Source organism: Actinomadura sp. 7K507, assembly GCF_004348425.1.
Lineage (GTDB): Bacteria > Actinomycetota > Actinomycetes > Streptosporangiales > Streptosporangiaceae > Spirillospora.
In genome coordinates this window covers 1-7,252 of sequence record NZ_SMKK01000348.1, presented here as the reverse complement: position 1 = coordinate 7,252, position 7,252 = coordinate 1, and the positions used below count along the sequence as shown (strand labels likewise).

General features: G+C 70.3%; 5 protein-coding genes and 1 pseudogene. 4 read left to right on the top strand and 2 right to left on the bottom strand.

Translation table 11 applies throughout. The annotated features are described in order from the left end of the window. Window positions 1-352, bottom strand: a pseudogene (locus tag E1285_RS46985) (hypothetical protein); the annotation flags it as partial. 208 nt (window positions 353-560) lie between these two features. Here E1285_RS46985 and E1285_RS41910 point away from each other — a divergent pair. The 4 genes from E1285_RS41910 to E1285_RS41895 all read left to right on the top strand — a co-directional run bounded on the left by E1285_RS41910 (window position 561) and on the right by E1285_RS41895 (window position 5,907). Continuing rightward, window positions 561-2,180 carry a hypothetical protein gene (locus E1285_RS41910; RefSeq protein WP_132160335.1) on the top strand — a complete coding sequence of 540 codons (1,620 nt, stop codon included), beginning with the start codon at window positions 561-563 and terminating at the stop codon, window positions 2,178-2,180. Between the two features lie 237 nt (window positions 2,181-2,417). Further along, window positions 2,418-3,548, top strand: a complete 1,131-nt coding sequence (pdhA, locus tag E1285_RS41905; protein WP_132160333.1) for a pyruvate dehydrogenase (acetyl-transferring) E1 component subunit alpha — start codon at window positions 2,418-2,420, stop codon at window positions 3,546-3,548. Continuing rightward, a complete protein-coding gene (locus E1285_RS41900) occupies window positions 3,545-4,522 on the top strand; it encodes an alpha-ketoacid dehydrogenase subunit beta (RefSeq protein WP_132160331.1) in 978 nt (325 codons plus the stop codon). Before pdhA ends, E1285_RS41900 begins: the two co-directional genes overlap by 4 nt. Window positions 4,523-4,527: 5 nt before the next feature. Next, entirely contained in the window at window positions 4,528-5,907 is a 1,380-nt protein-coding gene (locus E1285_RS41895) for a dihydrolipoamide acetyltransferase family protein (RefSeq protein WP_132160329.1), read from the top strand. A gap of 88 nt (window positions 5,908-5,995) precedes the next feature. Here E1285_RS41895 and E1285_RS41890 read toward each other — a convergent pair whose 3' ends face one another. After that, on the bottom strand, window positions 5,996-7,222 hold the full coding sequence (locus tag E1285_RS41890; protein WP_132160327.1) for a hypothetical protein: 1,227 nt from the start codon (window positions 7,220-7,222) through the stop codon (window positions 5,996-5,998). Window positions 7,223-7,252 lie beyond the last annotated feature (30 nt).

Sequence of the window (7,252 nt, the reverse complement as noted above, 5' to 3'; positions counted from 1 at the left end):
AGCCACCCGTCAACCCCCGCTTACGCACCGCCCACCCGTCCGCATCATGCGCCGTCCCGGCCTCGCAGCGGGCCTTGAGGTCACGGCCGGCCAGCGATCCCAGATGCACACCCACTTCCCGCAGCACGTTCTCGTCCCGTGCCGTGAGGCCCTTGAGCCGGGTACGGATCGCCACCCCGGACGGGCCGGCGGCCACGAACGGCGCATCGATCGGCCGCAGGGGCCGTGGGCGCCCACCCCGCCCTGCGGGCTGTGCCGGGGTCTGCCCGATCTGGCAGATGGCATCGTCCACGCCGGGGTGGGCCGCCGCGGGGACGGCGTCCACTCCTTCAATGATGACGGGCTGCGGCATGACGGATACTTTAAGTCATCATCTTCGAACATGCAATCGACTTGGGCGCGCACCGGTCGCGTCGGCGCCCCCGCCACACGCCCTCCCGCCACCGCTACGCAGCGAACGAAGCCCGGTGTACCCAACCCATCCCACCGGCTTCATAGGCACGCCCCACATCACTCATGAACACTCACCCACCAACACTTATGAACCCCCGGAGCCATCGATGAACATCGAGGACCTGACCCGTCCGGAACGTCGTCTTTGGGAGGCTTTCCCGAAAGGTGAATCCGTCGACCTGTCGTCCGGCGACCCCGCCTACGACGACCTCGGGCAGGCCGACCGCTGGGGAAGCGAGCGGGTGGTCAGGGCCGAGGTCCTGGTCGCGCTGCTCGTCGGCGCGGTGGAGCCGCAGCCGGGCCAGGTCGCGGCGGTCCGCCTCGGCGGCGCCCGCATCACCGGTTCGCTGAACCTCGGCCACGCGGAGGTCAGCGTCCCCCTGGCCCTCACCGGATGCACGTTCGACGACGCGCCGCACCTGTACTGGGCGAGCATGAACAGCGTCCACCTGATGCGGTGCCGCCTGCCCGGCCTCATCGCGTCCGGTACCCGCGTCGACGGGCACCTGTGGCTGGAGGGCAGCCGCATCTCCGGCGGCCTGTGGCTGGACGGCGCCAACATCACCGGCATCCTCAACATGTCGGGCGTCCAGCTGACCAACCCGGGCGGGGACGCGCTGCTCGGCGACCGCCTCGCCGTCGACGCCAACGTCTACTGCGACCAGGGCTTCTCCGCGAACGGGGAGGTCCGGCTGCCCGGCGCCCGGGTCGGCGGCCAGCTGATCTTCCGGGGCGCGCGGCTGCACAACCCGTCCGGCGCCGCCCTGTACGCGAGCCGCCTCGACGTGGCGGCGAACGTGTTCTGCGACGGCGGGTTCACCTCCGAGGGCGAGATCCGGCTCCGCGGCGCCCGCGTCGGCGGCTACCTGTCCTTCGTCGGCGCGCGGCTGTCGGCGCCCGAACGCACCGCCCTGAACGCCGACGACCTGGCCGTCGAGACCGACGTCTACTGCTCGGACGGGTTCAGCGCGGTCGGCGCCGTCAGCTTCGCCGGCGCCCGCGTCACCGGACAGCTCAGCCTGCGCGACGCCCACCTGCGCAACGAGCAGGGGACGGCGCTCAGCGTGCAGCGCCTCCAGGCCGAGGAGCTCCTGCTGCGCACCGCCGAGCCGATCACGGGCATCGCCGACCTGTCCTACGCCCGGATCAGCCTGCTGCGCGACGACGCCGCGTCATGGCCGGCGCGGCTGCAACTCGACGGCCTGCAGTACGAGACGCTCGAACCGCCGCTCACCGCCCGCCAGCGCCTCGACTGGCTGCACCGCGACACCGACGGCTACGCGCCCCAGCCCTACGAGCGCCTCGCCCAGACCTACCGCTCGCTCGGCCTCGACTCCGACGGGCGCTCGGTCCTGCTCGCCAAGGCCCGGGACCGCCGCCAGACCCAGGGGCTCCCCCGCAAGATCGTCGGGTGGCTGCAGGACATCCTGGTCGGCTACGGCTACCGCCCGTTCCGCGCCGCGAGCTGGCTGATCGGCCTGCTCGCCTTCGGGACGATCGTCTTCTCCTTCCACAAGCCCGCCATCCTGAACTCCGACGACACCCCCCACTTCAACCCGTTCATCTACACGCTCGACCTGCTCCTGCCCATCGGCGACCTCGGACAGGAGAGGGTGTTCTCCCCCGACGGCGTCTACCAGTGGATCGCCATGTTCATCGTCACCGCCGGGCTGCTCCTCGGCCTGACGGTCGCCGCGGGCGCCACCCGGGCCCTGTCCCGCGAATGAGCCGCCGCCCGTGATCCGGACCGCCGGGCGCGCGGTCCGGGCGGGTGGCGTGTGCCACGTTTGGGTCAGGTGATCTGGCTCGGGGTAGGACCTCGGACGGCGGGACTTGCATCACGAGGTGTGATGTCTGCCACGATGGCATTAGCGGCTTTTGTCCCTTACCGGGGCTTCGAGCCGTTGACATCGGCCGGACGCGCGGCGATCCCGTGCACCGGCCCCGAACGAGGAGTGTCATCGATGACGATCGACTCCGCGCGCGGCGCACCCGACATCCCCGAGGTCGCCGAGCCAGAGCTCGTCCAGCTGCTCACCCCCGAGGGCGAGCGCGTCGAGCATCCCGACTACCCCCTGGACCTCAGCACCGAGGAAGTCCGCGATCTGTACCGCGATCTCGTGATCGTGCGCCGGATCGACCTGGAGGCCGTGGCGCTCACCCGGCAGGGCGAGCTAGGAATCTGGGCGTCGCTGCTGGGGCAGGAGGCGGCGCAGATCGGCTCCGGACGCGCGCTGACCCAGCACGACATGGTGTTCCCGACGTACCGGGAGCACGGAGTGGCGTGGTGCAGGGAAGTGGACCCGCTGAAGCTGCTCGGCCTGTTCCGGGGCGTCAGCCATGGCGGGTGGAATCCCGCCGACCACGGCTTCCACCTGTACACCATCGTGATCGGCAGCCAGACGCTGCACGCGACCGGGTACGCGATGGGCATCCAGCGGGACGGCGTGCTGGGCACCTCGTCGGCGGGCGCCACGATCGCGTACTTCGGGGACGGGGCGACATCGCAAGGCGACGTGAACGAGTCGTTCGTGTTCGCCTCGGTGTTCAACGCGCCCGTCGTGTTCTTCTGCCAGAACAACCAGTGGGCCATCTCAGAGCCACTGGAGCGGCAGACCAGGATCCCCCTCTACAAGCGGGCCAACGGATTCGGGTTCCCCGGCCTCCGGGTGGACGGCAACGACGTCTTCGCCTGCCTGGCCGTCACCAGGAAGGCTCTGGAGAACGCCCGTACCGGGCAGGGCCCGACGCTCATCGAGGCCTACACGTACCGGATGGGCGCCCACACCACGACGGACGACCCCACGCGCTACCGCCTCAAGGCGGAAGAGGAGGCGTGGAAGCTCAAGGACCCCATCGAGCGCGTCAAGGCGTACCTGGTGCGCAACGACCTGGCCGACTCGGGGTTCTTCGACAAGGTCGACGACGAGGCCAAGCAGATGGCCAGGGAACTGCGGGAGGCGTGCCTGGCCCTGCCGGACCCGGAACCGCTGTCGATGTTCGACAACGTGTACGCGGACCGGCACCCCATGATGACCGAGGAGCAGGAGCAGTTCGCCGCCTACCTGGCCTCGTTCGAGGAGGAGGCGAAGTGAGCACCCTGACCCTCGGCAAAGCCATGAACGAGGGCCTGCGCAAGGCCATGGAGAACGACCCGAAGGTCCTCATGATGGGCGAGGACGTCGGGAAGCTCGGCGGCGTCTTCCGGATCACGGACGGGCTGCAGAAGGACTTCGGCGAGGAGCGCGTCATCGACACGCCGCTCGCCGAGTCGGGGATCGTCGGGACGGCGATCGGGCTGGCGCTGCGGGGCTACCGTCCCGTGTGCGAGATCCAGTTCGACGGGTTCGTGTTCCCGGCCGCCGACCAGATCATCACGCAGCTGGCGAAGATGCGGATGCGGTCGCTCGGCGCGCTGTCGCTGCCGGTCGTCATCCGGATCCCGTGCGGCGGCGGCATCGGCGCGGTGGAGCACCACTCGGAGTCCCCCGAGGCATACTTCACGCACACGGCCGGCCTGCGGGTGGTCGCGTGCTCGAACCCGGCGGACGCGTACTCGATGATCCAGCAGTCGATCGCCTCGCCCGACCCGGTGATCTTCTTCGAGCCGAAGCGGCGGTACTGGGAGAAGGCCGAGGTCGACGTCGAGTCGACGGACTGGGCGCCGCTCCACGAGGCCAGGGTCGTCCAGCCGGGCGAGCACGTGACCGTGCTGGCCTACGGCCCGTCGGTGAAGACCTGCCTGGAGGCGGCCGCCGCGGCCGCCGAGGAGGGACGGTCGCTGGAGGTCATCGACCTGCGCTCGCTCAACCCGCTCGACATCGGCACCGTGGTCGGTTCGGTCGAGCGGACGGGACGCTGCGTCGTCGTCCACGAGGCGCCGGTGTTCAACGGGTTCGGCGCCGAACTCGCCGCCCGGATCACCGAGAAGTGCTTCTACCGGCTGGAGTCGCCGGTGCTGCGGGTCGGCGGATTCTCAACGCCGTACCCGCCCTCCCGTAACGAGGACCACTACCTGCCCGACCTCGACCGCATCCTGGACGCGGTCGACCGGACCTTCGCGTGGTGACGCCGGTGAGCCAGCCGAAGATCTTCAAACTGCCGGACGTCGGCGAGGGCCTGACCGAGGCCGAGATCGTCAAATGGCACGTCCAGCCCGGTGACACGGTCGAGATCAACCAGACCATCGTCGAGATCGAGACGGCGAAGGCGATCGTCGAGCTGCCGTGCCCGTTCGAGGGCGTGGTGACTGAGCTGATGGTCACCGAGGGCGAGACCGTGGACGTCGGCAAGCCGATCATCTCCGTGGACGCCGACGGCGCGGGCGGCGTGGCGACGCCGGTGTCCGAACCTCCGGCGCAGGCGGCCGCCATCAAGGAAGAGGGCGTGCCGCGCGTCGAGGAGCCGGGCATGGTGTCGCCGTCGCCCGAGGAACCGCCGAAGCGCCAGCCCGTCCTCGTCGGATACGGGGTCAAGGAGGGCACGACCAAGCGCCGTCCGCGCAAGGCCACGAACGGGGCGCCGCCTGTTGCGGCGGTCGCGCCACCGACCCCTCGTCCACAGCCTGTGGGCAACGGGCTGCCGCTGGCCAAGCCGCCCGTCCGGAAGATGGCCAGGGACCTCGGCGTCGACCTCGCGACCGTCACGGGTTCGGGCCCGCAGGGCTCGATCACGCGCGACGACGTCCTGGCCGCGCAATCCGGGACGCCGACGGCGCAGGAGCCGCAGGTGCCCGTGCAGGCCGGGCCGCGGGAGGAGCGGGTGCCGGTCAAGGGCGTCCGCAAGGCGACCGCGGCGGCGATGTCCGGCTCGGCGTTCACCGCACCGCACGTCACCGAGTTCCTCCAGGTGGACGTGACGCGGACGATGGAGACCGTCAAGCGGCTCCGCGAACTGCCCGAGTTCGCGGACGTGAAGGTGTCCCCGCTGCTGCTGGTGGCGCGGGCGCTGCTCACGGCCGTGGCGCGCAACCCGCAGGTGAACTCCACGTGGGCGGACGGGCCATCCGGCGCGGAGATCGTCGTCAAGCGCTACGTGAACCTCGGGATCGCGGCGGCCACCGACCGCGGCCTGATCGTCCCGAAGGTCAAGGACGCGCAGGACCTCGACCTGCCCGGCCTGGCCCGCGCGATCAGCGCGCTGACCGAGAAGGCGCGGGCGGGCAAGGCGTCCCCGGCCGACCTGTCCGACGGGACGATCACGATCACCAACGTGGGCGTGTTCGGCGTGGACACCGGGACCCCGATCCTCACCCCCGGTGAGGCCGCGATCCTGGCGTTCGGCCAGATCCGGGACATGCCGTGGGTGCACGAGGGCGAACTGGCGATCCGGAAGGTCACCACGCTGTCGCTGGCGTTCGACCACCGGATCGTGGACGGCGAGCTGGGGTCGCGGGTCCTCCGTGACGTCGGCGACATGCTGGAGGACCCGATCCGCATGCTCGCCTGGAGCTAGTCGGTCAAGGGTCTGTGGGGCCGGTGCCGCCCGATCGGCACCGGCCCCATACCTTTCTCGCGCGCCTGTCCGTTCGGATCGTCCGTGCCTACGTCACTGGGACCTTGTTGACCTTCCCGAAAGGGCCACCGTCGAAGACGACGGACGTTATGTCCTCCGATGGCGCTGGCAGGTAGACGAAGCCGCGGACGGGTTGGTCCACTCCGGTTCGGAAGACGGCGCGTCCAGGGGCAACGTAGGCGCTGGGCGCACCTGGTGATTCAAGGCCGACCCGGACTGCGCGGTAGACCTCTTCGCGTTCTGGGATCTGGATGGAGAACGAGGTGAACACGCCTCCCGGGTAATCCTTGTGCGCATAAGAGGCGTCTGCCGGAGTGGGCTTCGGGCCCTCATTGACGATGTCGAACACGGCGACGATGTAGGCGCCGTCCCGGTAGAACGGCTTGACTTCCAGGCGCCGTTTCGCCTCCCCGAACCGCGCGGAGCGGCTGGCGACTTTCTCACCGTCCTGCGGGCGGAAGTCGGCGGGCGTACCGGTGCGCCCACCGCTCACGGTCACCGACGGCGATTCGACCGACGCACTGGGAGAACCGGCCGACGCACTAGGAGATCCAGCAGACACGCTGGGAGAACCGGCTGTCGCGCTGGGAGAACCAGCCGACGTGCTGGGGGAGGCACTGGCCGCATCGTCCTCGGTCCCGTCCTCGGTGACGTCGTACAGGACGGCCGGGTTGGTGCTCGGCTGGGCGGACGCTCCACCGGTACCGGTTCCCGGACTCGTGGGGGTGCTCGCGCCCGTGGGAGTACTCGGGGCCGTCGGAGTACTCGCGCCTGTGGGGGTGCCGGTTACGGGGATGCCGGTGAACTCCCCCGCCGTGCCGGGAGTGAGGGCCGTGATCTTCTCGACGTTCTGCGGAATGGCCGGGTACTCGGCGGCCATCTCGCGGGTCGTGCCGGGCGCGAAGCCGTCCCCGCTCGTGGAGCCGGTGGGCTTGTAGAGCCGGCGTCCGACCGGGTCGAGCAGGTTGATCGCGAACGTGACGGACTTCGTGGACGAGTCCAGAGATGTGACGCTGTAGAGCAACACCGACTTGGCGCCCCGCCGCTCGACGCCCTTGATCGCGATGCGCGCGTGCAACCCGTCCGCGCCGCCGAACCAGCCTTCCTTGGCGAAAGCCCCCTCGGACTTCGCGGGCCGGGCGGAACCACCGGCCCCGGCTGTCGGCGGATCGGCCGGAACCGCCTTCCCAGCGTCAGCGCAGCCCGCGAGGAGCAGCCCCGAGAGGGAGACGGCGAGGGGCAGTGCACGGCGCATCGATCATCCGTCGGGGGGAGGACGGGCCTG

Bases quoted from the DNA above. Each gene is read 5' to 3' on its own strand.
- E1285_RS41910 (WP_132160335.1), top strand. From the start codon at position 561: ATGAACATCGAGGACCTGACCCGTCCGGAACGTCGTCTTTGGGAGGCT.
- pdhA (WP_132160333.1), top strand. From the start codon at position 2,418: ATGACGATCGACTCCGCGCGCGGCGCACCCGACATCCCCGAGGTCGCC.
- E1285_RS41890 (WP_132160327.1), bottom strand. From the start codon at position 7,222: ATGCGCCGTGCACTGCCCCTCGCCGTCTCCCTCTCGGGGCTGCTCCTC.